21 protein-coding genes and 1 tRNA gene are annotated in these 25,998 nt (G+C 36.3%); 6 read left to right on the top strand and 16 right to left on the bottom strand.

Annotation, left to right across the window (positions count from 1 at the left end; all coding sequences use genetic code 11):
- Nucleotides 1–212 precede the first annotated feature (212 nt).
- On the top strand, nucleotides 213–1,769 hold the full coding sequence (locus HNS40_RS01750) for an LruC domain-containing protein (RefSeq protein ID WP_172276682.1): 1,557 nt from the start codon (nucleotides 213–215) through the stop codon (nucleotides 1,767–1,769).
- A gap of 49 nt (nucleotides 1,770–1,818) precedes the next feature.
- Here the strand turns inward: HNS40_RS01750 and mnmA are convergent, their stop codons facing one another.
- Together mnmA and HNS40_RS01740 are read right to left on the bottom strand one after the other, a co-directional pair.
- Entirely contained in the window at nucleotides 1,819–2,889 is a 1,071-nt protein-coding gene (gene mnmA / locus HNS40_RS01745; protein WP_172276680.1) for a tRNA 2-thiouridine(34) synthase MnmA, read from the bottom strand.
- Nucleotides 2,890–3,004: 115 nt separating this feature from the next.
- Nucleotides 3,005–3,077, bottom strand: a tRNA-Phe gene (locus tag HNS40_RS01740).
- 373 nt (nucleotides 3,078–3,450) lie between these two features.
- On the opposite strand from HNS40_RS01740, the gene HNS40_RS01735 reads away from it, so the two are divergent.
- The gene (locus HNS40_RS01735) at nucleotides 3,451–5,679 is read left to right on the top strand and encodes an NADP-dependent isocitrate dehydrogenase (protein WP_172276678.1); all 2,229 of its coding nucleotides are present in this window, start codon (nucleotides 3,451–3,453) and stop codon (nucleotides 5,677–5,679) included.
- A 170-nt stretch (nucleotides 5,680–5,849) separates the two neighbouring features.
- The gene (locus tag HNS40_RS01730; protein WP_172276676.1) at nucleotides 5,850–7,163 is read left to right on the top strand and encodes a citrate (Si)-synthase; all 1,314 of its coding nucleotides are present in this window, start codon (nucleotides 5,850–5,852) and stop codon (nucleotides 7,161–7,163) included.
- 63 nt (nucleotides 7,164–7,226) lie between these two features.
- Here HNS40_RS01730 and HNS40_RS01725 read toward each other — a convergent pair whose 3' ends face one another.
- The 11 genes from HNS40_RS01725 to HNS40_RS01675 all read right to left on the bottom strand — a co-directional run bounded on the left by HNS40_RS01725 (nucleotide 7,227) and on the right by HNS40_RS01675 (nucleotide 16,364).
- Nucleotides 7,227–7,892: an RluA family pseudouridine synthase gene (locus HNS40_RS01725; RefSeq protein WP_371742899.1), complete on the bottom strand. Its 666-nt coding sequence runs from the start codon at nucleotides 7,890–7,892 to the stop codon at nucleotides 7,227–7,229.
- Nucleotides 7,893–7,918: 26 nt separating this feature from the next.
- Complete coding sequence (locus HNS40_RS01720) at nucleotides 7,919–8,491, bottom strand: phosphatase PAP2 family protein (RefSeq protein WP_172276672.1); 573 nt, start codon at nucleotides 8,489–8,491, stop codon at nucleotides 7,919–7,921.
- A 126-nt stretch (nucleotides 8,492–8,617) separates the two neighbouring features.
- On the bottom strand, nucleotides 8,618–8,944 hold the full coding sequence (locus HNS40_RS01715) for a GxxExxY protein (RefSeq protein WP_172276670.1): 327 nt from the start codon (nucleotides 8,942–8,944) through the stop codon (nucleotides 8,618–8,620).
- Nucleotides 8,945–9,149: 205 nt separating this feature from the next.
- On the bottom strand, nucleotides 9,150–10,148 hold the full coding sequence (gene obgE, locus HNS40_RS01710; protein ID WP_172276668.1) for a GTPase ObgE: 999 nt from the start codon (nucleotides 10,146–10,148) through the stop codon (nucleotides 9,150–9,152).
- 3 nt (nucleotides 10,149–10,151) lie between these two features.
- Nucleotides 10,152–11,321, bottom strand: coding sequence for an adenylate kinase (locus HNS40_RS01705; protein WP_172276666.1), 1,170 nt, complete (start codon nucleotides 11,319–11,321; stop codon nucleotides 10,152–10,154).
- A 17-nt stretch (nucleotides 11,322–11,338) separates the two neighbouring features.
- A complete protein-coding gene (hpt, locus tag HNS40_RS01700; RefSeq protein WP_172276664.1) occupies nucleotides 11,339–11,881 on the bottom strand; it encodes a hypoxanthine phosphoribosyltransferase in 543 nt (180 codons plus the stop codon).
- Between the two features lie 126 nt (nucleotides 11,882–12,007).
- Nucleotides 12,008–12,559: a hypothetical protein gene (locus HNS40_RS01695; protein ID WP_172276661.1), complete on the bottom strand. Its 552-nt coding sequence runs from the start codon at nucleotides 12,557–12,559 to the stop codon at nucleotides 12,008–12,010.
- Nucleotides 12,560–12,566: 7 nt separating this feature from the next.
- Nucleotides 12,567–12,950: a DUF1987 domain-containing protein gene (locus tag HNS40_RS01690; RefSeq protein ID WP_172276658.1), complete on the bottom strand. Its 384-nt coding sequence runs from the start codon at nucleotides 12,948–12,950 to the stop codon at nucleotides 12,567–12,569.
- A complete protein-coding gene (locus tag HNS40_RS01685) occupies nucleotides 12,950–13,474 on the bottom strand; it encodes a SiaB family protein kinase (protein ID WP_172276655.1) in 525 nt (174 codons plus the stop codon). Before HNS40_RS01685 ends, HNS40_RS01690 begins: the two co-directional genes overlap by 1 nt.
- Nucleotides 13,475–13,654: 180 nt before the next feature.
- Nucleotides 13,655–14,698, bottom strand: coding sequence for an HAD family phosphatase (locus HNS40_RS01680; protein WP_172276652.1), 1,044 nt, complete (start codon nucleotides 14,696–14,698; stop codon nucleotides 13,655–13,657).
- Nucleotides 14,699–14,780: 82 nt separating this feature from the next.
- Entirely contained in the window at nucleotides 14,781–16,364 is a 1,584-nt protein-coding gene (locus tag HNS40_RS01675; protein WP_172276649.1) for an arylsulfatase, read from the bottom strand.
- Nucleotides 16,365–16,620: 256 nt separating this feature from the next.
- On the opposite strand from HNS40_RS01675, the gene HNS40_RS01670 reads away from it, so the two are divergent.
- Together HNS40_RS01670 and HNS40_RS01665 are read left to right on the top strand one after the other, a co-directional pair.
- Nucleotides 16,621–17,913, top strand: a complete 1,293-nt coding sequence (locus HNS40_RS01670) for a hypothetical protein (RefSeq protein ID WP_172276646.1) — start codon at nucleotides 16,621–16,623, stop codon at nucleotides 17,911–17,913.
- Between the two features lie 300 nt (nucleotides 17,914–18,213).
- Nucleotides 18,214–19,818, top strand: a complete 1,605-nt coding sequence (locus tag HNS40_RS01665; protein WP_172276643.1) for a YfcC family protein — start codon at nucleotides 18,214–18,216, stop codon at nucleotides 19,816–19,818.
- A 61-nt stretch (nucleotides 19,819–19,879) separates the two neighbouring features.
- On the opposite strand, the gene HNS40_RS01660 is transcribed toward HNS40_RS01665, so the two are convergent.
- Nucleotides 19,880–22,741, bottom strand: a complete 2,862-nt coding sequence (locus HNS40_RS01660; protein ID WP_172276640.1) for a hypothetical protein — start codon at nucleotides 22,739–22,741, stop codon at nucleotides 19,880–19,882.
- A gap of 326 nt (nucleotides 22,742–23,067) precedes the next feature.
- Between HNS40_RS01660 and HNS40_RS01655 the strand changes: the two genes are divergently transcribed.
- Nucleotides 23,068–23,523, top strand: a complete 456-nt coding sequence (locus tag HNS40_RS01655) for a ferritin family protein (RefSeq protein WP_172276637.1) — start codon at nucleotides 23,068–23,070, stop codon at nucleotides 23,521–23,523.
- A 415-nt stretch (nucleotides 23,524–23,938) separates the two neighbouring features.
- On the opposite strand, the gene HNS40_RS01650 is transcribed toward HNS40_RS01655, so the two are convergent.
- Nucleotides 23,939–24,766: a 3'(2'),5'-bisphosphate nucleotidase CysQ gene (locus HNS40_RS01650; protein ID WP_172276634.1), complete on the bottom strand. Its 828-nt coding sequence runs from the start codon at nucleotides 24,764–24,766 to the stop codon at nucleotides 23,939–23,941.
- 2 nt (nucleotides 24,767–24,768) lie between these two features.
- Nucleotides 24,769–25,716: a phosphotransferase gene (locus HNS40_RS01645; RefSeq protein WP_172276631.1), complete on the bottom strand. Its 948-nt coding sequence runs from the start codon at nucleotides 25,714–25,716 to the stop codon at nucleotides 24,769–24,771.
- Nucleotides 25,717–25,998 lie beyond the last annotated feature (282 nt).

The raw sequence follows: 25,998 nt of genomic DNA, 5'->3' as shown, positions 1-25,998 counted from the left end.
TAAATCACAAATACTATCTGCTAATGTAGGTTCCTTACGTATTTTCATACCATAAAAATACAACTTATTTATCTGATATACAATTATATAAGGTGATTTATTTTGTTAATTACCATGCAACGGTCTTGTTAAGTAGTAGATAATCAGTATTAAGCAAAATTCGGCATAGAATATGTAGTTAGAATGTAAGCTCAACAATTAAACCTAGAATAATGATGAAAAAGTATAGTTTATTAATTCTGTTTATTGCAGTTCTTTTTACTTCTTGTACAAAAGAGTTGTCCACAACAAATGAGGATCCCATTATAACATCGGAAACAACTCTTGAAGAGTTGAATATTCCTATTGATTTCGATTGGAAAACAACTAAGACATTAGAGGTTCAATTGCTTCTTCCTGAAAGTGCTGGTTTGGCTAGAACTAAAATTACTTCAGTAGATGGTAGTAAATTATATTTTAAAGGCTATCCATCTGATACTACTCAGAAAGCATTGAATACAAAGATTACTGTTCCAGCTTATTTGGAAGTTCTAAAGGTGAGCAATGGTATGACTGAATCATTTGTGGATATACAAGGAAATACATTGTACCATGACTTTAATAATATGGACAAGAGTGCAAATTCAAGCAATGATGTTTGTGGAGAATGTGATGGTCAAATTACACAGTTGACACTTCAATATTTGGGTTCTGAATCTAGTCCATTGATTAAAGTGACTCAAAAGAAAGGTGGAAATCATAATTTCGTGATATTTGAAGATAATGTAAGTGGGGATTTTGGTTTTGTTGGTGCTAATAATCATAATAAGATGGGTGCTAAAATTAAAATATATGTGAATGGTGAAGAAAATGTCGAAATTCATACGAGTTGCTCTATAACGATTTTAGCAGGAATGACCTTTGGTGATTTTTTAATCGTTGCCGGTGAGTCTGATAATGGTGGTCCTCTTTGTGAAGTTGAAGAAGAAGAGCAGGAATCATTTTCAGGTACGGTGATTTATGAAGATCTTTATCCAGCAAAAGGGGATTACGATTTTAATGATTTAGTAGTTGAGTATAATTACGAAATTCATAAAGGCGATAATAATTACGTTACTGATATTGAAGCAGTATTTACAGTGAAAGCTTTTGGAGCTTCTTTCCATAATGCGTTTGGGTTTCAGTTCCCAAGCATTGTCCCAAGTGATGTATTATCAGTTACTGGTTCTGTTTTCAAGCCAAGTACTATTTTTAATATGGCTTCTAATGGTATTGAAGCTGCTCAAACAAAAGCAACTTTTATTGTTTATGACGATGCTTTTGATATCATGAGTCATCCCGGTTCTGGAATTGGTGTAAATACTACTCCTGGTTCTGATTATGTTGAGCCTGTTAGTGTTACCATAAATATCACTTTTGTTGCTAATTCTGTTTCTTTTAATGATTTAGATATTGGAAACTTCAATCCTTTTATCGTGATGAAGCAAGATAGAGGATATGAAGTTCATTTAGCAGGTTATGAACCAACAGATTTATTTGATAGTAATTTATTTGGAGTATATGATGATGATAGTAATGCTGGTATCGCTAGATATTTCCTTACTGAAAACAATTTACCATGGGCTATTAATATTCCAGATGGCTTTGATTATATGAATGAAAAAGCTAGAATTAACACTGGTTATTTGATGTTTACCACTTGGGCTCAAAGTGGTGGTGTTAGTTATCCTGATTGGTTTGTGAATGAACCTGGCTATAGGAATGAAGCAAATATATATCAGATACCTTAGGACATAAAAAAAGGAGCACAAAAGCTCCTTTTTTTATGCATTTATTTTTTTAGAATTCGTTATCGATAACTCCAGCACCTAGGCATATAGATTCTGACTCATCGTATACCACGCCAAATTGACCTGGGGCAATCCCGGCAATCTTCTCATTGGCATCAATAATCATATGATTATGATCTATCCTCATCTTCCCTGAAAGGAATTCTGGGCTGTGACGGATTTTAAATTTCACATCTTTGGAAAAATTATAATTTTGATCTGGGCGTTCGTTGATGAATTTGAAATCACCAAGTTTAATTTCGCTGCCATACTGGGCAATGGGATCGTAACCATGCGATATATAGAGGATGTTACTCGCCATATCTTTCTTAACCACAAACCATGGGCCTTGACTTAATCCAAGACCTTTGCGTTGGCCAATGGTATGAAACCAAAGTCCTTTATGTTTTCCCCAGATTTTACCCGTTTCCAGCTCTACAATATCTCCAGGGTTTTCGCCTACATATTGCCTAATAAAATCGTTATAGTTGATTTTGCCTAAGAAACAAATTCCTTGGCTATCTGGGCGGCCAGCAGAGGGAAGGTGAATAGCATGGGCTATTTCTCTAACCTTAGGCTTAGGAATGTCTTGCAAGGGAAACATGGCTTTTTGCAATTGAGCCTTGGTGATACGGCCCAAGAAATAAGTTTGATCTTTATGCTTGTCAACAGCGGTATGAAGAAATTGCTCACCATCTCTAGTTTCAATACCGGCATAATGGCCAGTTGAGATTTTATCAAATTCATGTCCCATTTTATCATTAAAAGCACCAAACTTGATTAAAAGATTGCACATGATGTCAGGATTAGGTGTAAACCCTTCCTTCACGGTATCCAAGGTGTACTTTACCACGGTTTCGTAATACTCTTTTTGCAAGTCAATAATTTCCATATTGCAACCGTATTTTTTTGCGATATAGGAAGTAATTTCAATATCCTCCTCCTTGGGGCATACATAACCAGGTTCGTCTTCTAATCCTATCTTGATATAGAAAATAGTAGGATCGTAGCCCATTTCTTTCAATAAATGAACTGTAACGGAGCTATCCACTCCTCCAGAAACCAATGCTGCAATATTCATTCTTTTATTTTTTGCAAAAATACTAATTATCGAGATGAGGAATCTATGAGGATATCAAACCTCTCAAATTTTAACTATTGGGCATAAAAAAAGCCCGAAATATTTCGGGCTTTTGTGGCATCGACTGGAATTGAACCAGTGACACAAGGATTTTCAGTCCTCTGCTCTACCAACTGAGCTACGACGCCATCGTTGTTTTGCGAGTGCAAAGATATAATAAATTTGGATCTTGCAATAGTTTTTTCAAAATATTTTCAATTTTCTTTAGATTATTTTTTTTCTCAGAAAGAGAACTTCGGTTTTGAAGCGCATTAATAGCGTTAAAATAGACAAAAAAACACATATTTATTATGCTTGCATCATAAATCCTTTGTACCTTTGAGCGGGTAAAATACATAGACATCTTTTCGCCTTTTTCATGTTTCTACGGATTGGATATTTCAAAGAATACTATCACTTTTGCGAGCACAAAAAAGAAGTTCTTTGTATTTCATACAAATGCAAAAAAACACACATATTTAAACAAGTCTAATATCAACCAAATTGACAAACAATTTTAAGATGAAGAACAATCAATCAAAAATCATCTATACACATACAGATGAAGCACCGGCATTGGCAACTTATTCTTTATTGCCTATAGTGAATGCATTTACAAACCAAGCGGGAATTAATATGGAAACATGTGATATCTCTCTTGCAGGCAGGGTGTTGTCTCATTTTTCAGATTACTTAACTGAAGAGCAATGTCAGAATGACGATTTAGCTTTGCTAGGCGAATTGGTAAAACAGCCAGAAGCCAATATCATTAAGTTACCTAATATAAGTGCTTCCATTCCACAATTAAAGGCCGCCATTAATGAGCTTCAAGAAAAAGGCTACAAACTACCTAATTATCCAGAGGAAATAATAAATGACACAGATAAAGATGTGTTATCTCGATATGCTAAAGTTTTAGGCTCAGCCGTGAACCCAGTTTTGAGGCAAGGGAACTCCGACCGTAGAGTCGCTCCATCAGTAAAAGAATTTGCTCAAAAGCATCCTAAAAAATTAGGAACATGGTCTAAAGATTCAAAAGCAGAAGTAGCAACTATGAAAGGTGGTGATTTCTTTGGTAACGAACAATCAGTTACTATGGCTCAGGCTGATGATGTAAAAATTGAATTTGTTGGTGAAGATGGTCATGTAACTGTGCTTAAAGATAAGCTAGCTTTGTTGCAAGGTGAGGTTATGGATTCTTCCTATATGAGTGTTAAAGCATTACGTAGCTATATAGAGGAGGAATTAGAGGATGCTAAGAAAAGAGATTTACTTTTCTCTGTTCATTTGAAAGCCACCATGATGAAGGTGTCAGATCCTATCATGTTCGGTCATTTTGTATCGGTTTATTTTAAAGATGTTTTTGCTAAATATGCCGAAATATTTGCGAAATTAGGGGTGAATGCCGATTTAGGATTAGGTGATCTTTATCAAAGACTCCAAAAACTCCCAGTTGCGCAAAAAGAAGAAATAGAAGCCGCTATTGCTGATACTTATAATCATAGAGCTAAGCTTGCTATGGTAGATTCTGATAAAGGAATTACCAATTTGCATGCCAGTAACGATGTCATTATTGATGCTTCCATGCCCAATGTGGTTCGTGATTCTGGAAAAATGTGGGGAGCAGATGGTCAGCTTCATGATACCAAAGCCATGATTCCAGATCGTTCTTATTCAAAATGGTACCAAGAATCCATAGATTTCTGTAGAGAAAATGGTGCTTTTGATCCTGCGACAATGGGAAATGTGTCCAATGTGGGATTAATGGCTCAAAAAGCAGAGGAATATGGTTCTCATGATAAAACTTTTAAAGCACAAGCAAATGGTGTTATTCGTGTAGTGAACTCTAAAGGCGAGTCTATTATGGAACACACAGTAGAATGTGGTGATATTTGGAGAGCTAGCCAAGCGAAGGATTTACCTATTAGAGATTGGGTAAAGCTTGGAGTAAATAGAGCAAAAGCTACAGGTAATCCAGCCATATTTTGGTTAGATAAAAACAGAGCCCACGATGCAGAATTGATTAAAAAGGTGAATCTTTATTTGAAAGATCATGATTTGAGTGGTTTGGAAATTAAAATCATGGCACCTGTAGAAGCTATGAAGTATACTTTAGCTCGTACTAAACAAGGATTAGATACTATTTCAGTAACGGGAAATATATTTAGAGACTATTTAACAGACCTTTTCCCTATCCTAGAATTAGGGACTTCTGCAAAAATGCTTTCTATCGTTCCATTATTAGCCAATGGCGGTTTGTTTGAAACTGGAGCTGGAGGATCTGCACCTAAACATGTTCAACAATTTCTAGAAGAAGGTCATTTACGTTGGGATTCATTGGGAGAGTTTTTAGCTCTTACCGTTTCTTTAGAAGATCTTGGTGTGAAAAGTGAAAACCCCAAGGCGCTTGTATTAGGAAAAGCTCTGGATCAGGCTGTGGCTAAAATTCTAGACCTTGATAAATCACCATCAAGAAAAGTAAATGAGATAGATAATAGAGGAAGCCATTTTTATTTAGCCATGTATTGGGCCGAAGCATTAGCTGCTCAAAATGAGGATGCCGAAATGAAGGCTAAGTTTGAGACTATAGCAAAGGAACTGAATGTAAAACAAGATCAGATAACAAAAGAATTGTTAGAAGTACAAGGAAAAGCAGTGGAGATTGATGGATATTATCTACCAAATCCTGAGCTTTGCGAAAAAGCAATGCGTCCAAGTGCTACATTGAATTCTATCATCGATAATATTTAAATGATCTGAGACCTTTGTAAAAGGGTAGTTTGCAAAGGTCTCATTTTACTCTGCTATTTTTTAGGCCCTATGAAATTAGGAAATAAAACACTATTTTTGAAGGTGTTTTAAATAAAGAAGGATACCTATAACAAAAACGAATTATATAAACATCTAAAAAACCTATAATAATGAGTGAATTAAAAAACATACTCTATCAGAAAATACAAGAGCACAGACCACGAGTTGCCAACTTATTGAATAATTATGGCGATGTAAAAGTGGCGGATGTTACTGTTTCTCAGATATTAGGTGGAATGAGGGGAATCAAAAGTTTGGTAACCGATATTTCTTACCTGGATCCTAATGAAGGAATTAGATATCGTGGATTTACATTGCCCGAAGTATTTGAAAAGCTACCTAAAGCTAAAGGTGCAAGTATGCCTTATGTTGAGGGACTATTCTTTTTATTACTTACTGGAGAAGTACCAACAGAAAGCCAAGTAGCTGATGTGATTAACGATTTCAGTAATCGTAGAATTCTTCCGAGGTATGTTTATGAGGTCATAGATGCTTATCCTTGCTGTTCTCATCCCATGGCTATATTCTCTTCGGCTATTATGACCATGCAGCGTGAGTCTTTCTTTAATAGAAAATATCATGCAGGCATGAATAAGCAGGATTACTGGGATTCTACTTATGAGGATGCTATGAATTTATTAGCTAAGCTTCCTGAGATTGCAGCTTATATTTATTCTAAGCAATACAAAGATGGAGTAAGAATTCAATCTAATCCGAATTTAGATTTTGGTGCTAATTTCGCTCATATGATGGGCATTGCTAAGCCTTATGATGATGTAGCCAGAATGTATTTTATTGTTCATGCTGACCATGAGAGTGGTAATGTTAGTGCACATACAGGCCATTTAGTGGCTAGTTCGTTATCGGATGTTTATTATGCTACTTCTGGAATGATTAATGGTTTAGCAGGTCCATTACATGGATTGGCAAACCAAGAGGTACTAAGGTGGTTACAAGATCTAAAAGAAAAAATGGGTGGTGAGCTACCAACTGAAGATGAAATGAAGCAGTTTGTTTGGGATACCCTAAACAGTGGTCAAGTCATACCAGGTTTTGGTCATGCGGTATTGCGTAAGACTGATCCAAGATATACGATTCAAAGAGAATTCTGTCAGAAAAATCTTTCAGATTATGAATTGTTCAAATATACTGATATGCTTTATAAAGTAGTTCCTCCAATCTTGCAAGAGCAAGGTAAAGCGAAGAACCCTTGGCCTAATGTTGATGCGCAATCGGGCATCATTCAATGGTATTATGGTATTACAGAATTCGATTTCTATACTGTGTTATTTGGAATTGGACGTGCATTTGGAGTACTTTCAAATGTAATTTGGGACAGAGCTTTAAGCTATCCTCTAGAAAGGCCAAAATCTATTACTACAGAAATGCTAGAAGACTTAGCTGGAGTGAATAAAGAGAAATAAATCAAAATATTTTGATATAGAAAGCCTCATCAATTTAAGATGAGGCTTTTTTTGGTTTATTTTTTACAGAAAAGCTTTCCAAACTACATCTTCTGGTAAGGCAAATTCAAACCTCATATTCTCCTTTTTTACCGGATGTATAAATTCCATATATCGAGCATGAAGATGAATGGATTGGTCTTGATTCCCTCTTTTAAAACCATACTTTACATCGCCTTTAATATGACATCCAATTTTAGCCAATTGTGCCCTGATTTGATGATGGCGACCTGTTTCTAGAGTAATTTCCAGCAAATGATATTTGTCAATAGACGAAAGGTATTTATAATGAAGAATGGCCTTTTTACCATTTTTATTGCTGGGTTTTGCAACGGCAGATTTATTCTTCTCTTGATTCTTGATGAGGTAATGCTCTAGGGTATCTTCTGTTAGAGGAGGTCGATGATCGACTACAGCCCAATAGGTTTTTTTTACTTCTCTGGTTTGAAACATTTTGCTGAGGCGACTACTGGCTTTGTCTGTTTTCCCAAACACCAAGCCTCCGCTAGTAGGGCGATCTAAGCGATGAACGAGTCCCAGGTATACATTTCCTGGTTTATCATATTTCTCCTTGAGGTAAGCCTTTAAAATCTCATTTAAAGGTTCGTCACCCGTTTTGTCGCCTTGGGCAATTTGTCCCGGTTTCTTATTGATGACGATGAGGTGATTGTCCTCAAAAACCACATCAATATTATATTTTTGTTCTAAGTGTCCCATTAGCAATAATTATTAGGGCATTTTGTGCCAAAGTAAAGGTAAAAGCGATAAATTAAATAAGCCAATAAAATTCCTAGAAGAGCTCCGCCAATAATATCTCCCGGAAAATGCACTCCCAAATAAATTCGGCTATAACTCACCATTGCTGCCCAAGTAAAAGCATAGCATCTGTAGTTTTTATAATGGGGAGCCAAGAAAAATGAAGTCATGGCGGCTAAGGCAAAGCTGTTGGAGGCATGAGAAGAAACAAAGCCATAAGCACCGCCAAAATATCCATTGAGAGTATGAATTTGTTCTTTCAATCCTTCGGTGTGTGTTGGGCGGAATCGCTCAAAGCCATATTTAAACCAAACAGAAACTTGATCACTAGCCGCAATTAATAAGGCTATACTTAGCAAGATTCCTACGCTCCTCCATTGGTATTTTTTAATGAGGAGGTAAAGAATAAAAATATATAAAGGAACCCAGATGAGCTTATCACTCAGCCACCACATGACAGGATCGAGCCAAGTGGCATGTAGTCCATTCAAAAATAGAAATAATGATTGATCTAAATTGACTAGAAATTCCATTTAATTATCTATCAGTTTTATGCTTGTTTAAAAATGCAAAAATAGTCTATTTCCTCATGATGTGCATTTTTAATTTTACCACTTAGACACTTAGACACTAAGGCACAGAGAAACACAAAAGAATCTTTATTTATCAATATAACCATTTACAAATCTTTTGTATCCATCTTTCAAAAGTGGGACATTGAAATTGATTAGTAGACCTAACCATTTGTCAGCGAGTTTTAAATAAGAAATAATTTGTGCTTTATGTATAGGTAATAGGATTTCTACTGCTTTTATTTCAATTATTATCTCATCATTAACTAGAATGTCTATCCTGAAATCTTTGGTTAATTTTTTTTCTTTATAAAATAGAGGCAGTAATATTTGTTGTTCTGCTTTTAAACCACGAGATCTTAATTCATCAATTAAGCAATATTCATAAACAGATTCTAATAATCCAGGTCCCATCTCTTTATGAACTGTTAGAGCAGCATCTAGTATTATTTTTTGAAATCCGATTATGTTCTTCTTCTGTCATTTTAAATATGAAACCTCTATGAGTCTTTGTTCAATTTTTATCTGTGGTGTATAAAACAAAGAGATTCAAATTTCACAATAGTTTTGTTAAATTCTTAGTGAACCTCCGTGTCTCCTTGCCTCCGTGGTGAAGAAACTATTTATGATAATCCTTCATCATCAATTTCCAAAGCTCATCTTTTAGCTTGTCCAGCCCAATTTGAGCAACGGCAGAAATATACATATGCGGAATATCTTTTAAATCCTCACTCAACATACTCTCCAACTCCTCATCTAGTAGATCTGATTTGGTAACGATTAAAAACCTTTCCTTGTCTAATAATTCTGGATTATACATCCTCAATTCATTGACTAAGATTTCGTATTCTTTTCTCACATCTTCAGTAGTTCCTGGAACCAAAAACAAGAGGATGGAGTTTCTTTCAATATGTCTTAAAAACCTAATTCCAAGGCCTTTACCATCATGAGCTCCTTCAATAATCCCTGGTATATCTGCCATCACAAAAGAGCGATGATCGCGATAAGGAACAATACCTAAGTTTGGTGTCATGGTTGTAAATGGATAGTCAGCAATTTTGGGCTTAGCTGCAGATATGGAAGAGAGGAGGGTGCTTTTTCCGGCATTCGGAAATCCAACTAGTCCTACATCGGCTAAAACCTTCAGCTCAAAAAGAACATCTCGTTCTTGAGCAGGCTCACCTGGCTGTGCGTATTCAGGAGTTTGATTGGTAGGTGTTTTGAAGTGGTCGTTTCCTAAACCACCTCTACCTCCAGGTAAAAGGACATGACTTTCTTGGTCTTCTACAACTTCGCAAATTACTTCGCCAGTTTCTGCATCTCGGCATACTGTTCCTAATGGGAGTTCAATAACGGAGTCTGCTCCATCTGCTCCAAAGCTGCGGTTGCCGCTCCCCGATTGACCATCCTCTGCGCGGATATGTCGGGTATATCGAAGGTGGAGTAGGGTCCAAAGGTTTCTGTTGCCTACAACAACAATATCGGCTCCTTTGCCTCCATCTCCACCATCGGGACCACCAAAAGCGATGTATTTTTCCCTACGGAAATGAACAGAACCAGCTCCACCTTTACCAGAACGGCAAAATATTTTTATATGATCTACAAAATTTTGATTCAAGAATTACCTCCTGGTTGTTAATGTATTATCTATTTTTTCTACCAAGCGTTCAAATATTTCTTCCTCTGAACCATGGCCATTTATAGTTGTAAATTTATTATGTTTCTTATAGTAATCACCAACAATTTGAGTTCTGGTAAAGAATTCATCTAGACGGTTGATTATGAGCTCCATATTTTCATCATAAGGACGTTTGTCATCAGTTTTGCCTCTATTGGAAAGTCTTTTAAAACACTCAAGTGTTGAGACCTCGATTCCAATGGCAACAGAAACTGATTGATTCAGTTTTAATAATAAGCCATCGAGGATATAGGCCTGAACAATAGTTCTAGGAAAACCTTTGAAAATAAATCCATTAGCTTCTGGGTGTCTTCTGATTTTACTTTCTATTAAAGAAATAGCAATTTCATCTGGTACAATTTCTCCTTTTTGCATGAAATGAGTTACCGATTTACCTATTTCTGTTTTTTCTCTCATTTCTTTACGAAGTAATTGTCCTGTAGAAATATAAACTAGGTTGTATTTTTCGGCGATTTTTTCAGCTTGAGTTCCTTTTCCAGAACCCGGAGGACCATATAATACCACATTTATTAATTTCTTCTTCAAAGTAGTGGTGATAGTGTCTGTTAACTTGTTGAAAATGTGTTCAATGGTTCCTGTTCCATTAATGGGGTGGTATAAACCTTTTGCTTTATAAAAATCGGCAACAGGTTTAGTTTTATTTTCATATTCCTCCATTCGGAATTTGATCACATCTAAGGTATCATCTTTTCTGCCAGAGGTTTTGGCTCTTTCCATCATTCTTTCTATGAGTTCGTCCATGGGGACCTCTAAACTGAGCATGGCAGAAAGAGAAGTATTTAATCTTAATAATAATCCATCTAAGATATAGGCCTGAACTGTGGTTCTAGGGAAACCATCAAAAAGAATTCCATCAGAATTTTCATCTTTAGTAATTCTTTCTTCAATAATTTGCACAATGATCTCATCGGAAGCTAATCCCCCTTTCTCGATAATGTCTTTAGCTTTCATACCCAAAATACTCCCCGCGGCAATTTCTCGACGTAGAATATCACCAGTTGAAATATAAGTCAGGTTATACTTTTCTAAAAGTAGTTTAGATTGTGTTCCTTTACCAGCTCCTGGAGGGCCAAATAGTGCAATGTTTAACATAGATGAGGTTTTTTGTTTTAGTCAATGATTTTATAGATATCAGCGAGGTTTCTTCCAAGACCATCATAATCTAAGCCATAGCCAACGATGAAGTCATTAGGAATTTCCATACCGATATAATCTATAGGAAAATCTTTTTGGAAAGCATTTGGTTTGAAGAGTAGCGTGGCGATTTTTACATCGGCAGCTTCCATTTGTTTAAGCTTAGGAAGAGTGTCATGCATGGTAATTCCTGTGTCGATGATGTCTTCTACAACGATTACATTGCGACCGGCTAAAGATTTATCTAAGCCTATAACTTCTCTTACCACATGTGAACTTTTGGTACCTACATAGGATGACAGTTTTACAAAAGTGATTTCGCAGTCAATGTGAATTTTTTTCAATAAGTCAGATGCAAACATAAAAGCACCGTTTAAAACGATGATAAATAAAGGGTTTTTACCTTCGTAATCTACATTGATTTTATCAGCAACATTAGAAATTGACTGATCTATTTCATTCGCTGGGATAGAGATTTTAAACTCTTTATCATAAAGTTTTACTGTTTTAGCTTCCATGGGCTCTTGTTTTGAAAAGGTAAAAATAGGTAATATAATACCACATTGTTTAATAAAAAATAATCTACAAAATTAGTGAGAATAATGAGATGGTCAAAGGACCATTGAAAATTATAATTTAAAGTCCTAATCTTTATGAGTTTCACTTAACTTTTTCAACTCCCTTTGCTTTAAACTTTGCTTTCTGGCTGATTTCATCATGCTGTTTTCCACCAACATTTCTAGTGGTTTTATCGACATGGCAATAATGGCTTTAATGGCTAAACTGATGTAAATATTATCGGCATAAGAATCGATATAAGGTTCAATTAAGGCTTCAGAAAAAACAAAAAGTATCAAGGCAAAAACAAATACAATGGTTGTCGCTTTCCTTCCCACTCGGGCTTTTACCAAATCGTCAATGGTATTTTGAAGTTCTACATTTTTATCGTTGAGTTGGTCGTTTAGTGTGGCTAGTTTATCGTTGGTTTGGTCTAGTTTTTTTTGTAGTCGGTCGCTAATACGAGTGATCAGAGTGATTTGATCAAGCAACTCAGCATAATTCTCTGTGATAGATTCATATCCCTCACGAAGTTTATCGATGGATTGAGCGTCTTCGGTTTCCAGAAATTCAGTAGCCTCTGTTATATATGCCTTCTCCTTCTGAAAGATATTCTCCTTGCGTTGTCTTTTGGCCATTCCTCTTTTAATCTTCTTCTATCTCGTGATATTCAAACTTCAATCCAGTAACATCCTCGTAGTCTTCTCCAGTTTCCATCATTTCCTCATCATCTGCATCGTAACACCAGTCTACTTGGACTTCTCCCTCAGCTTTTATAACGTCTTTCAGCTTTTTGAGTACCTCCAAAATATATTTTGAAGAAGAGGTGTTGAAATATTCTAGATATACTTTTAATACAGTCTTCTCTTTTGGGTTTTTGGCATATTCCATTAACCATTCTAGCAAGGGATTGTAAAACTCAAAAGAGTTTTCAGGAATACTTCTGCCTCTAAGTTCTAATTTCCCATTTTCCGCATTAAAGTCTACAAATGGACTTTGCTTGGTTCCTTCAATTTTTAAATGTTTCATTATTTTTTCACTTTTACAATTAAAGTATATTTCTTTAAACTCTCATTTACTTTTGATATCTCATAAGATAGATATTCTCCCGATCTCTTTTTCATGTCTATAAAGCCTAATCCTGCTCCTCCTTTGTCTGAAAATTCCTCATTATTCAAAACTTGTCGATAATAGGATCTGATCTCCTGATTGTTCATATTATTTACTTTGTCAATCTTATGCTTGAGCTTTTCTTCATCTTTACTGATAATGAGATTTTGGGTCTTTAGATAATAATAGTCCTCATCCATTTCAAAAGCCAAAAATACGGCTCTTATTACTTCTTCTTCTATCCCTTCCGTGATTAAATCACGAGTGTAGTGGTAGAGGTTTTGAAACATCTCCACCGCAATATTAAAAATTTTCTTTCTCTTGGTGTCAGGCACATCGAGATTGATGCATTTAAAATCTAAATCATCTAATAATTCACTAATGATGGGGCCGTTGATTTCCCCATGATAACGGAGGATCGTAGTTAAGCTTATTGTGTTCATAATTTCAATTCTGGAAGCACAACAAATATGCTGAATTTTAGGGAGAAAAGCAAATGATGGATGGAGTTTCAGTTATTTAGCATTTTTAGTAAGGATGGCAAATAATCTTTCATTTATACAGTACCTTCCTATACCTAGCTTTTTTTAACTTATACGATTCATTATGGTAAGAAAATCAAATTATTTATCATTATCCAGTTCAAATGGATAAATCACTTTCCAATCTTTTTTCATATCAATCACCGTCCAGCCTTTTTCGGCAGCTTCATCTAAGCCTTTGTCTAAACGACCAATATGGGAATCTCTATCATAAGCCCATTCTCTTTCGGCATCGGTATGGTGCAGATATAGCATAAATTTTTTGCCTTTTCCCGAATCGGTATATTGCATCATTTGTAAATCGCCATCTGAGTTACCCGAAGCAAAAACTGGAATTCTACCAATATGACGGTTGATAGCGATAGGTTTTCCTTTTTTGTCGTCGTTGAAATTGAGCTCTGGTAAGCGAATGATTTGTGGGCCATTTTCTCCAATCACAAAATCGGTTTCTATGGTACTTCCAACAATCTGATCTTTTGGGATATTGTAAACTTGGTCGGCAAAAGCTCTCATAAAGTCAATTCCACCACCACTTACAATAAACAGTTTGAAATCGTGGTCTCTTAAATAATCCAATACTTCTAACATGGGTTGATAAACCATTTCTTTATAGAGTTTTCCTGTTTTTGGATGTTTGGCTGTATTTATCCACTCTGTTACATCTGCTTGAAAATCTTCTGCACTATTATTGGCATGTGAAGTCATTACTATTTTAATCAGGCCTTCTTCACCAGAATGAAGAACAGCTTCAATATCATTATTGATGGCTGCTTGGAATACCTCATCGTCTTTCCACTCAGGATGCTCTGGAGCCATTTTCTGAATCATATCCAAGGCAAATCGTAATTGGAAATAATAAGGTTGTTCGGCCCATAGGTTTCCATCGTTATCGAAGGTGGCGATTCGGTCTTCTATTTCAATGAAATTGGGGCTGCTTTCGTTGGTAACATCTTCTACAAATCTGATGATGTTTTGTTTTGAAGTTACCTCGTTCCACGAGGGTAAAGGGTTTGATATTTCTTTTTTATTCGTTGTTTTATTCTCACTTTCTGTATTAGATGTACAAGCAATAAACAGGGTAAGCAAAAATAAGACACTTAATATTTTAGCTACAGATTTACTCATCAGTTATATTTTTAATAGTCTATTTCATTAAAAAATAAAAGGCAGACCCTTAAGTCTACCTTTTTGTAAATTATTTTTTATTCTAATTACTTTTCATAATCATTTCTTCAATTTGTTTCTCCACTTTTGAAAGACTCCAGTCACCAGCTGTTTGGCTTGGAGGATAATCTTTAAAAGTTTTTAAGAAATTAAAAGCGTAGCCTTGAATGGCTATTAAGATATAGGCTCTATCAATATACCAATCATAATAGGTATTGGAACCCACTAAAGCTTTTTCGAATGGGTCTCTACGAAGATTGAATAGATAAGGAGCTCTTAATTCCACAAAAGGTTCTAACCAAATTTGTAATTGATCTGCTCTATTAACCTGGAACATAGCTTTCCAATCGCCGTATCTCAAGGCTGCAATTTGCCCTGCATCATTCACATAAATAAATCCTTCTCTAGGAGACTCATTAACATCACCTGTTAAGTAATCCAATTGGTTTACCCCATCAATATGGTTTTTATAGGATCTGCCACCTAAGGTGACTCCTTTTTTAGCTTTGGCAACAATGTCTGTTTCGCCAGCAATTGCAGCAAATGTAGGCAGCCAATCTTCATGAGAAACTATTCCATTTAAAGTTTTTCCAGCAGGAAAATGACCTGGCCACCTTACAAAAGCAGGTACTCGGTAAGCACCTTCCCATGAGCTATTTTTTTCGCCATGAAATGGTGTCGTTGCGGCATCTGGCCATGTATTAAAATGAGGTCCATTATCGGTAGAGTACATAACAACTGTATTGTCTGAAATGCCTAATTCATCCAATAAATCGAGCAATTCTCCAACATGCATATCGTGTTCCACCATGCCATCACCATATTCATCTTGACCGGATATACCACGAAGTTCTTCTTTAACGTGAGTTCTAAAATGCATACGAGTCCCATTCCACCATACAAAAAATGGCTCGCCAGATTTTACAGCATCAGTAATAAATCTTTTTGTTTCCTTAATGGATTCATCATCAATGGTTTCCATTCTTTTTTTGGTAAGTGGTCCAGTGTCTTCAATGCGTTGTCCTCCTTTTCCATCTGCCCAAGAGTGAATAACACCTCTTGGTCCGTATTTCTCTTTAAATGTAGAACCGTCTTTTAAAACCATATCCGCTGGATAATCCATGTTTTCTGGCTCTTCTTCTGCATTCAGGTGGTAAAGATTTCCAAAAAACTCATCAAATCCATGGTTAGTTGGTAAATGTTCATCCAAGTCTCCTTCATGATTTTTACCAAACTGACCTGTAACATAGCCTTGACTTTTTAAAACAGTTGCCATAGTAAGGTCGGTCGCTTGCCAACCCTCTTTAGCGCCTGGCATGCCTACTTTTGTCATACCCGATCGAACAGGTACGCTGCCACCTATAAAGGCGGCTCTACCTGCAGTACAGCTTTGTTGGGCATAATAATCAGTAAATGCAATACCTTCTTGTGCTACTCGATCAATATTAGGGGTCATATAACCCATCATGCCCCTATTATTGTGGCTGATGTTGGAAATTCCAATATCATCACCCCAAATCACCAGGATATTGGGTTTTTTGTCCTGTGCTTCTGCATGGTTTACAAAAGCAAAGCCCATCACTACTGTGAATAGTATTAAGGCCTTAGTCATGTTTTTAAATTTCATAAGGTGCTAATTTAAATGTATAAATTCGTTTAGGTTTAATTATAAATAATCAATTCGGTTTTTTTGTGGATGTGTTTTGCGTTTATTCTACTCAAAAAAAGAGCTCTCTAAAGATAGTTTAATTTTCTGAATAGTAAAAGTATACAAAAAAATATTGTCTTGAACTGTCATGAGGTAAAATGCTATTCAATTAATAAAATATTAACAGTGATAAGTATTCTATTACTTACTTATCTTTGCAAATCAATTAATCACTATGGAAAAACACATACTCTCGAAGTCAACTTTTATTAAAGGCTATCACTGCCCAAAGTCATTATATTTATACAAAAAGCGTCCCTTTTTAAGAGATAAGCTGACTGCTGAGCAAAGAGCAAAATTTAAAAGAGGTCATCATGTGGGTGATTTAGCACAAGAGATTTTTTCGGGTGGAATAGATGTGAGTCCAAAGAGTCCATCCCAATATCAGAAGTCGGTATTGAGAACGTCTGAGTTGATTGAGCAAGGACAAGAAATCATCTATGAAGCTACTTTTCAGCATGAGCAAGTTTTGGTGATGTTAGATTTGTTGGTGAAAACTGAAAAAGGCTGGATGGCCTATGAGGTGAAATCCTCAAAACACCTTTCGGAAACCTATTATACTGATGCCGCTCTTCAATATTGGGTGATTCAAAATTCAGGATTATATATTGAGCAATTCTTTTTGGTTTATGTGGATGAGAATTACCGATTAGAAGGAGATATAGATTTGAAGAAATACTTCCTTTTTGAGGATGTGACAGATAATGTTTTGGGTCGACAAGAGTTTATAGGCGAAAAAGTGGTGGCGAATAAAGCCGTTCTTTTGGAGAAACACAGTCCGAAAGTGGAGGTGGGTAATCAGTGCTTCTCTCCCTACAAATGTGATTTTGTAGGTCATTGTTGGAAGAAAATTGCCGATAAGCCTTATGTGGCTGAAAATATTTCCTTTGCAGGAATTCTCGGAGAAGAAAAAGCGGATAGAATCCCCATCTCGTGTATTTATAATGAACAAGCTGTTACCCTTTGCCAAAATGAAAAAGCATACTCTCCTCAGTTTTTAGGTTTCCAAATTGGAGAAAATGAAGCGGTGGTTTCTGGAAAAACTTGTGAGGATAAAAAGGCATTTATCCTTTCCTATTTTGAGCAAATCAATTTAGAGGAGTCTTATGTTGTTTTTGAGGAGTCGAAATTGAGACTTTGGATTGAAGAAGTAAAGATTTTGGTTCCAGAGATAAAGGAAAAAGCAGAAGCTTTGGTAAACAAGTCCATTGGTATATTAGACTTGATGGAGGAGAAGGAAGTATTTCCTACTGAAAAACGTTCTTTTTATACTCCAGCTTGGTTTTCGAAGAATCATTCAGATGGGACTTTGAGTAAATCAGTTATTTATTCTGATATTCTAGCCAATGAATTATATGGTAAAATGAAAGCTGATTTATGGGGAGCTGACAGTCCAGACTTAGAAAGCCTGAAATTATATCTGACTCAACTAAACCACCTTTCTTTAGAATTATACCAAATGCTATAGTCTGAAGAGAATTTTACTTTTAGGGTAAACTCATTATTCTCTAGAAAGATAAAGCATTGTAGGTCAGGTATTATATTCATAAATGGCTTTCGCGGAAAGTTCTGCTGACTATAGCCTCAGTATGTTTTCCGTGCAAATTCAATAGTAATGGAATGTGTATTTTATCACACGGATTGCAAATCCGCGTTAGCATGTCTTAAATAATTGTACAAATTAAAGTATGATTTTGTACTAATTATCCTTCTTAGTTTCTTTGCCCTCTTGTTTAATGTTCTATTTTTGTGAGCTAAAATCTAGAAAATGGCCAAGAAAAGAAACATACCGCATACTTATGTCATCGTATTTTTTATCATCATAGCCAGTGCCATCTTGACTTGGATTATCCCAGGTGGTGAGTTTGATCGTATGGATAAGCTCATGCCTGATGGAAGTACCAAATCGGTAATCGTTGATGGCTCTTTTCATCATGTGGCCGACCAACCTCAGACATGGCAGGTTTTTTCTGCTTTCTTTCAAGGTTTTGTCAACCAAGCGGATATTATCATTTTTATCCTCCTCATTGGTGGTGCTTTTTGGATTATGAATGCCAGTAAAGCTATTGATGTGGGGATTTTGGCTTTTTTGCAATTCACAAAAAAATTAGAACGGATTCAGTTTCTCAAGAAACTAGGAGTGAATAATATTGTGATGGTACTCATTATGTTGATGTTTAGTTCCTTTGGGGCTATCTTCGGCATGAGTGAAGAAACCATTGCTTTTATTATTGTGATGATACCATTAGCCATCAGTATGGGCTATGATTCCATTACCGGAATGGCTATGGTTTATGTGGCTGCTCATCTCGGTTTTGCTGGTGCTGTTTTAAATCCATTCACTATTGGGATTGCGCAAGGCTTGAGCGATATTCCTCTTTTTTCAGGTATTGAGTATCGTTTGTTTTGTTGGTTTGTAATCAACCTAGTCGGATTTACCATTATCCTGCGTTGGGCCAATAAAGTAAAAAAAGAACCCAAGATATCTCCCATGTATGCTGCCGACGAAGTATGGAGAAAGCAACATGAATCACAAGAAGTAAACTTTGAATATCATACTCCAAAGGCGGCTTGGTATTCTTATTTTATGGTTTTGATTTCATTAATAGGTTTTTCTTATTTCTATCCAGAAACCACCATGAGGATTGGTAATAGTGAGTTCTCAGGTTTTGTATTGCCCATTACTACCGCTTTATTCGCAATAATGGGTTTCTTTTCTCTTCGTAAATCCATTCACTTTTTCATACTCACCTTACTCTTATTTACCATTGTTTTCCTCATTGTAGGTGTAATGGGTTATGGTTGGTATGTAAAAGAAATTGGAACCCTTTTCTTTACCATGGGTTTGGCTTCAGGTATTGCCATGGGCAGTTCTCCAAACGAAATCACCAAGCTATTTTTAGATGGCGTTAAAGATATTTTGTCAGCGGGATTGATAGTAGGACTAGCTGGAGGAATCATAGTGATATTACAAGATGGTAAGATTATAGATACCATTATGTATGGATTATCTCAGTCGATGAACGAGATGGGGAAAGTGGCCTCGGTAGGGATTATGTATGTGATTCAAACAGGACTAAATATCATCATTCCTTCGGGTTCTGCAAAAGCAGCTTTAACCATGCCTATTATGGCGCCATTCAGCGATTTGATAGGTGTTTCGCGCCAAGCCACGGTGATGGCCTTCCAGTTTGGAGATGGTTTTACCAATATGATTACCCCAACTTCAGGCGTTTTAATTGGATGTTTAGGAGTAGCAAAAATTCCCTACGATGTATGGTTTAAGTGGTTCTGGAAAATTGCTTTGGCTTTTGTCATCCTTGGATTCTTACTATTGATTCCTACTGTATTGTTTGAGATGAATGGATTTTAAAGTTGGCTGTTTGTTATTGGTGTTTGACCTTAGCTGTTTTTATAACACTTTACTCTTCCTCTTAAATACTCAAACCAAACAAAAACTGGTATTGAATACTCTGTGGGTTCTTCGTATAACCATCAACATATACCGTCCTTAATCCTATTTGGAAAGGAAATTTACTTCTTAAGAAATGTACATCAGCAGTAAGATCTACTCCTGTACTCCAGAAATCATTTTTTCCAGCGTAGGCATGATTGCTCGGTATATCTGGTTGTTGGGTGTAATCGTAGAATAATCCCATCACTATTCTTTTGGTATAAATTAAGGAACTTAAATTCCAATCGGGGTAAAGTAGTGGGACCTGATAATCGGCTCTAATGGTGAGGAGGTCTTCATAGAAGATAGATGTGTATCCTCTAGCAGGGCTGGCCATATCTGAGTAGAAACTGGAGTTTTCGGACTTGTCTTGATAAGTTCCCATGAGTCTAAATCCATCGTGGCGGAAAAATCCAGGTAAATAAATGGCTGCATTGGCAGCTAACATCTCTCCTGCATCATTATTAAAAGGAGTTTCATTATAAGCCAATAATAAACTCAATCCCAAGTCAGGGAAAAGATTTTGAGATGGCGATTTTTTGGTAGTGGTATATTGTATCGTATAATTGGTTGATTTGATATTTCTAAAATTGAAATTTAATTCTGCTCCTTCATCTATTTGCTTATAATTAAAGCCCACTTGAGGTTGTATGCGATGTGACCATGTGCCACTAGTATATAGAAGCGGCAAATAAACAGCGGTATTCATATTGGTTTCGTTCCAATAATAGGATGTGGTATCTTGTGTTTGTTGGTCAATGATATTGGTATATCTTCGGCCATAATCTATACCCAAACTAAGAACTGGATACAAACCTGAATAGTTAATATTAGCGGAATATTTAGGAGCTTGTGTATTGAAATCATAATTGATTCCCGCACTTGCTGATAAGGTAGAAAGCTTATTTTGAGTAAGGATGTTAATACCTGGACTTTGGCTGTAATTATCCGCTTCTACACCCAAAGGGCTCCAGCTATGAATATTGAAGATATGAGCTAGTTTACTGTATTTCTTCACCTCATATTTATGGTCTGGAATATGTTTTGGATTAAGAAGAGTATCAACTTGTTCACTTAAAATGTCAGCTAATTTATAGGAGTGATTTTTTACTTCTGATATTGGAATCCAGTCTTTTCTATCCCATTTTTGAGTAACCAGTTGTTTTCCCATGGCGGTATGATTGGCAAAAGCAATATTTTTACCATCTGGGCTGATGCTGTAATCGCTGGCACCAAAGACCGTATTGGTGGTTTGGAAAAGCGATTTAGTTTGAAGATCTAAAGCATAAACATTCATGATACCATTATATGCGGCTTCAAAAAGAATATATTTCTTCCAAAAGCTAGGATATTGAATATGGGTGTGTTGGTAGGGCAATACTCGTCTTACTCGTGGCTCGTCAACAGAGAATATGGCAAGCCCTTTTCCATTTGAGTTGAGCACCTCTGCCACTATCTGATCCTCCTCCGGTGACCATGATGGATGGGCGATGAAATCATTATCAGGGCTTTTGATTCTATGGATGATCTCTCCATTTTTAGAATCTAAAACCACTAAAAATCTATTGCTAAACTCGTCTACTTCTACTACGGCCACTTTGGATCCTGATGGAGAAATCACAGGTGAGAAATAACGGGTTTTCTTTAATAGTGTCCTTTTATTGCCTGTTTTAGTATTGTAGAGCATTATTTTGGTAAAAGAGCGATAGCCCCAGCGAGGATCGTATTGGTATTCTGACCAACATATCTCATCACCACCCTTACTAATCATTTCGCTAAAGTAATAGCCGGGAGTAAAAAGTTTTTCTTCTTTTCCAGAAGTTGAAATGCTTACAAATTTTCCAATATCATGATAGTCTTTCTTTAAAGAAAATATCTTTTTATCATTCAAATAAAAGTTATTGGTATAGTTGGTATAGCTTTGATGTTGCGTGAGTGTATTCACATTATCTGCGTTGGTTTGATTCAGCTGGCTTTGCCATCTTGCAGCTAAATCATCTATCATTTCTTGGTAGAATTCTTTCTTGCTTAAGCCAGAATTGGTGTGAATTCCCGTACCAAAAGGAACAATAGCCAAAGGGTATTTTCCTATGTTCGACATGGGTTTATTCCAGAAATCTTTACCAAAATGGGCACGTCCTTGTCCCACCAAAAAATAGCCCAGGTGATAGCGATCGGTGGTGAAATCTTCATAGGACCCTAAGCTGGCTTTTTCTAAAGAATAAACTCCTTTTTCCAATACTTGAGAGCGTAATTCTGCTTCAAAATTAGGATCTCTTCCTCTACCTGTTTTGCTCAATGCTGTTTCTGAAACAGTAGCATCACCTTCTATAAACCAATAGGGAACGTATAATCCGAAGATTCCAACGGTAACCTGTTCTCCAAAAATATTATAGAGGAATTTGGTAAAACCTTGATTCATGGCTGAAATTTGAAGCACATGAGTATATTCATGAATGGCCAATTGCTCAAACCAAGGTTGACCATAAGTAGACTGAGGAGTCACCGTGTAAATCTCCATTCTGCTAGGAGCCCATGCTACTTCTGCATTGCTGTTTACTGTTTGATTATGGAGTATGATTGAGATTTTCTTGGTTTCGATATGACGAGTTTTCAAGGTTAAAATCCTTCCATATTCCATGGTGTTGATTACGTATTGAGCTACAGAATCATATCCTCTTGGATAAATGACTTGAAAGTTTTCGCTATTCACTTGATTCCATCTTAAGGAGGCTGGATCTTGTCCTGAGGAATAATATTGACCAAAAGTAAATGGAACAATAGTTAGAACGAGTAATAAGAGGAGGAGTCTTTTCATTTGTCTTTCTATATCAAGTTTCAAAACTAAGGTTTTTTGATGATATATTAGGCTTTGTGAAAATAGTGTTCAGGACAAAAGTATCTCAATGATTAAGTATTGTATATAATAAACTCAATCACAAAGGTAAATATGGTATGCTCAAAGGTAGCAAAAGTAAGAAGCTTCCCCAGTCTTTGCGTAAAATTCTGAATTTCTATATAATCCACTGAAAAAACAGATGGGATTTCCTATCTTTGATGCAATACTTTAAACAGAAATATGAATCGAGCATGAAACCCCTTCCTTTATTCATTTAAAAGAGAATTTCTTGCGAGCTACGTATGACAAAATTATTAAATGATAAACATATGAAAGATTTTAGTTCTATTGAAGAAATATTAGACTTTGCTATTAATAATGAGCAACTTGCAGTTGATTTCTATGTGAAGCTTGCCGCCAAGTTTGATGAAAAATCGATGAAAGAAACCTTTGAGGATTTTGCTAAAGAAGAGATGGGTCACAAAGCTCGTTTGACTAGTATCAAAGAAAAAGGTTTATACGATATGCCTGTGGAAAAGGTGATGGATTTAAAAATTGCTGACTTTGTGGTTCGCGGAGATACCAATGCTGACATGAGTTATTCTGATGCTTTAACTTTAGCTATGAAAAGAGAAAAAGCAGCTTATAAGTTATATCTAAAATTGGCCGAAAGCGCTCCAAATGATGAAATGGCAAAAATATTTAATGGTCTGGCCCAGGAAGAAGCCAAGCATAAACTTCGTTTCGAATTGGAATATGATGAATTTGTTTTACGAGAAAACTAAAACATCTCAAACACGATATATAAGCCTCGTCAAATCTTTTGATGAGGTTTTTTTTTTGATCATTGGGTTTTAGAGGACAGGAGTTTAAATAGGTGTGAGTGGTAAGTTATGCTTGTGAATATGCCATTTATCTCAAGTCGATTGTATAATGTTTGAAATGAAATTGAAGGGCAGTGCGACTTTGCAGGGTGATTTGAAATCCCTTTTAATGAAGATCTGAGTAGATCGTCGGTAGGAGAATCAGGTTTTCTAATAAATCCTTTGGCCGACTTTGAATTTTTTCTCATAAATATCCACGGGTTAAAACCCGCGGCTATTATATTGAATACCTTTGGTATTCCCCAATATATACTTTGATAAAAACTCCTACTCTAAAACTCTATCAACTCCTCTAACTCAATAAACCAAAAGCCTACTAAAATGCATTTAAATTAGCATAAAAGACTCCTTCATGATTCATGAAAGTACCATCCTTTTTGTTCAAGTCCAATTTCCCTCCTTTATAATTCGTTGCGGGCAAGCCTAATTCCTGGTAAATACATGCAGTAGCAGCAAAGTCCCAAATACTCCCTCCTCCGTTTTCTTTTTTCGGAAGCTTTAACATACAGGCTGGGCCATTTTCCAATACAAGGATGGCATTCAATACCGCACCTGCTCCAGCAATTTCTCTTAGCCCATTCAAACCCAACTTTTCTACATGTTTATTTAGCAAACTTTCTATTTCGGTTGCACGAGGGGTGTCCTCCAGAGTTCGGTCGGTCGTGTAGGTTAAGAGGTTAATTATATGCTTAATTTTCCAAGGAATACCATTCTTAAAGGCTCCTTTCCCTTTGATGGCATGGTATAATGTGTCCGTGCTCGGATCAAACACGACTCCAATATAGGGTGTTCCATCTTTTGCGACTAAAGCAATGGATACAGAGAAACCCGCTTGTTTATTGATAAAAGCAAGGGTTCCATCCATGGGGTCGATGCACCAGAAAAAATCTTTTTCGAATCGACTGCCATCATCTTCGGTCTCTTCTGATAAAAGTGCTATATCAAACTCATCACAGGTGGGAAGTAGATGAGAAAGAATTACCTTTTCACATTCTAGATCTACTGCGGTTAGCACTTGTGAGGCATAGCTTTCTCCTCCCTTTTTATTCTCCACTTTAATTTCATCATTCATATACTTCTGAATGACTTTTCCTGCAGAATGGGCTGCCTTGATGGCTATATTAGTAAGTAAGGATAGATTCATATCTATAGGTTTTTGATCACTTCTGCTGTTACGCGTTCACTATAGGTGTTTATCTTCCAATGACCAGGACTCCATCCTTTTAGGAAGCGATGAAAGTCTGCCCAAGCTACTCGATATAAAGACCGCCATTCCTTTTCTAAAGCTTCATTTCTTTCTTCCAATTCACTTTGTAAAATTCCAAAGTAGGTATCTAGTATTTTTGCTTCCAAGCGCTCACAGTCATTTTCATCCAGGCAACTTCCTATAAAGTAGGCTACATCTTTCATTCCACAGCCGCCTCCTACATACTGAAAATCTAATCCACTCACCTGTCCATCTTTAGCAAAGCAGAAGTTGGCTAGTTTAGCATCGCCATGAACAAAGGTTTTGTATGTACAATTATTTAGTTTTTCGTCAATGATAGGAGCTGCCTTCTTCAGTCTTTTATCATCCAGTACTTCCAATTCCTGTGGTCTGGTCGCCAAATGCCAATAGGTGCCCACTTCCCAAAGTCCAGTTGGAACTTGCCCCATATAACTGGCGTGGAATTTGGCCAACCATGCCAAACACTCAACTATTTCTTTCCATATAAGATCATTCTTGCGTAAGGGATAGCCAGCTTCATCCAAATCCTCCAACACCATCAGCACCTCATCATTTTTCGTTTCAATGGCTAGACATTGGGGCAGGCGGGCTATGCTGTTTTTACTGTATTTATCGTACCATGCAGTTTCTACTTGGTATGACTTCAGTTTTCGTTGATGACCGATATCAGTATTCCAACCGCGTGGATGATTTTTATATTGGGGTATCTGCACATGCTTTACCACCACACTATCAACAGAAGCATCCTCTAATCCTATTCGTATGATTTTCCCATAGCCACTCCACAGCTCCTGAATCACCTCTTTTTCATATAAAGAAGAAGCACCAGTTTTTTGTAGAATGATGGATTTAAAATATTCATTCATAAGGGCGCAAAGATAATTGAATTTCCGCCTTTCTAATTTAAAAAGCTGCTGAGGAGGTCAAAATAAAATAGCCGTTTGTATAAACGGAGAAATAAAACAGAAAGACAAAAAGGCTTTGATAAGTATTTGGATTTGTCTTCTGAATAAGAGCAGGGTAGTATGTCGGCAGGGGAATCAGGTTTATAATTAGATTCTTTGGCCGATTTGAAAATCTTCATTATTCAATAAAACTCAAATCCCCAACTCAACCAACTCCTTAAACTCAGTAAACCCAACACCTAC

The organism is Lentimicrobium sp. S6 (assembly GCF_013166635.1).
In the GTDB taxonomy this organism is placed as follows: Bacteria; Bacteroidota; Bacteroidia; order Bacteroidales; family UBA12170; genus UBA12170.
This window is presented reverse-complemented; position numbering and strand designations above follow the sequence as displayed.

What these genes read in the sequence shown, in the direction of transcription:
- HNS40_RS01750 (WP_172276682.1), top strand. Translation starts at nt 213, where the DNA reads ATGATGAAAAAGTATAGTTTATTAATTCTGTTTATTGCAGTTCTTTTT.
- mnmA (WP_172276680.1), bottom strand. Translation starts at nt 2,889, where the DNA reads ATGAATATTGCAGCATTGGTTTCTGGAGGAGTGGATAGCTCCGTTACA.
- HNS40_RS01735 (WP_172276678.1), top strand. Translation starts at nt 3,451, where the DNA reads ATGAAGAACAATCAATCAAAAATCATCTATACACATACAGATGAAGCA.
- HNS40_RS01730 (WP_172276676.1), top strand. Translation starts at nt 5,850, where the DNA reads ATGAGTGAATTAAAAAACATACTCTATCAGAAAATACAAGAGCACAGA.
- HNS40_RS01720 (WP_172276672.1), bottom strand. Translation starts at nt 8,491, where the DNA reads ATGGAATTTCTAGTCAATTTAGATCAATCATTATTTCTATTTTTGAAT.
- HNS40_RS01715 (WP_172276670.1), bottom strand. Translation starts at nt 8,944, where the DNA reads ATGGGACCTGGATTATTAGAATCTGTTTATGAATATTGCTTAATTGAT.
- HNS40_RS01705 (WP_172276666.1), bottom strand. Translation starts at nt 11,321, where the DNA reads ATGTTAAACATTGCACTATTTGGCCCTCCAGGAGCTGGTAAAGGAACA.
- hpt (WP_172276664.1), bottom strand. Translation starts at nt 11,881, where the DNA reads ATGGAAGCTAAAACAGTAAAACTTTATGATAAAGAGTTTAAAATCTCT.
- HNS40_RS01695 (WP_172276661.1), bottom strand. Translation starts at nt 12,559, where the DNA reads ATGGCCAAAAGACAACGCAAGGAGAATATCTTTCAGAAGGAGAAGGCA.
- HNS40_RS01690 (WP_172276658.1), bottom strand. Translation starts at nt 12,950, where the DNA reads ATGAAACATTTAAAAATTGAAGGAACCAAGCAAAGTCCATTTGTAGAC.
- HNS40_RS01685 (WP_172276655.1), bottom strand. Translation starts at nt 13,474, where the DNA reads ATGAACACAATAAGCTTAACTACGATCCTCCGTTATCATGGGGAAATC.
- HNS40_RS01680 (WP_172276652.1), bottom strand. Translation starts at nt 14,698, where the DNA reads ATGAGTAAATCTGTAGCTAAAATATTAAGTGTCTTATTTTTGCTTACC.
- HNS40_RS01675 (WP_172276649.1), bottom strand. Translation starts at nt 16,364, where the DNA reads ATGAAATTTAAAAACATGACTAAGGCCTTAATACTATTCACAGTAGTG.
- HNS40_RS01670 (WP_172276646.1), top strand. Translation starts at nt 16,621, where the DNA reads ATGGAAAAACACATACTCTCGAAGTCAACTTTTATTAAAGGCTATCAC.
- HNS40_RS01665 (WP_172276643.1), top strand. Translation starts at nt 18,214, where the DNA reads ATGGCCAAGAAAAGAAACATACCGCATACTTATGTCATCGTATTTTTT.
- HNS40_RS01655 (WP_172276637.1), top strand. Translation starts at nt 23,068, where the DNA reads ATGAAAGATTTTAGTTCTATTGAAGAAATATTAGACTTTGCTATTAAT.
- HNS40_RS01650 (WP_172276634.1), bottom strand. Translation starts at nt 24,766, where the DNA reads ATGAATCTATCCTTACTTACTAATATAGCCATCAAGGCAGCCCATTCT.
- HNS40_RS01645 (WP_172276631.1), bottom strand. Translation starts at nt 25,716, where the DNA reads ATGAATGAATATTTTAAATCCATCATTCTACAAAAAACTGGTGCTTCT.